The 209-nt window shown below is 55.5% G+C and carries 1 rRNA gene (cut by a window edge); it reads left to right on the top strand.

Annotated features, from left to right (window positions below):
• Positions 1-33: 33 nt before the first annotated feature.
• Positions 34-209: ribosomal RNA gene (locus tag MOF34_RS16475) — 16S ribosomal RNA — on the top strand; it runs 1382 nt beyond the window's last position.

The raw sequence follows: 209 nt of genomic DNA, 5'->3' as shown, positions 1-209 counted from the left end.
CCAGGATGCGGTGAACTTAACCTGTGATCCATTTTATCGGAGAGTTTGATCCTGGCTCAGGACGAACGCTGGCGGCGTGCCTAATACATGCAAGTCGAGCGGACAGATGGGAGCTTGCTCCCTGATGTTAGCGGCGGACGGGTGAGTAACACGTGGGTAACCTGCCTGTAAGACTGGGATAACTCCGGGAAACCGGGGCTAATACCGGA

The organism is Bacillus sp. T17B1 (assembly GCF_026796395.1).
GTDB classification, from domain to species: Bacteria; Bacillota; Bacilli; order Bacillales; family Bacillaceae; genus Bacillus; species Bacillus spizizenii_A.
The sequence above is the reverse complement of the archived record's forward strand: the minus strand, read 5'-3'. Positions and strand labels throughout refer to the sequence as shown.